Source organism: Rhizobium sp. 18055 (assembly GCF_902706285.1).
GTDB lineage: Bacteria > Pseudomonadota > Alphaproteobacteria > Rhizobiales > Rhizobiaceae > Rhizobium.
Genome location: NZ_CACSKD010000321.1, coordinates 1 through 431 on the forward strand (window position 1 = coordinate 1; position 431 = coordinate 431).

The window sequence follows — 431 nt, forward strand, 5'->3', positions numbered from 1 at the left end:
ACTGTTGCCCCACCACCCCACGTATACCCTTGACTAACGAATAATGCGTTTTTGGGGTAGCTTACTGTTGTATTATTACTGAAATAATTATAATTGACCACTGCCGGAAAATCCGTGTCAATATAAATAGCTCCTCCTCTTCCTCTGCCCGAAGTGGGATCATCAAGAGTAGTAGTAGAATTGCCCGTAAAAGTATTATTTTGAATGACTGTATTAAAACTGATAGCGTTATTGTGATTTTTTTGTGCATCTATGTAAATTGCACCGCCGGAATTTTTAGCACTATTCCCGGTAAAGCTGCAGTTGGTAATACTTGCACTTCCGGTAATGGGAAAAGTAAGACCGGAATAGCTATAATACGAAATATTAACTGCACCTCCGGAGTAGTTGGATGTTGTATTATTAGTAAAAGAACACTGGTCGATATTAAT

Annotated in this window: 1 protein-coding gene; it reads right to left on the bottom strand. The window is 38.5% G+C overall.

Features of this window, described 5'->3' with window-relative positions:
• Positions 1 to 431, bottom strand: a 431-nt coding sequence (locus GVL52_RS29330) for a hypothetical protein (RefSeq protein ID WP_200848021.1), incomplete at both ends; no start/stop codon positions are given.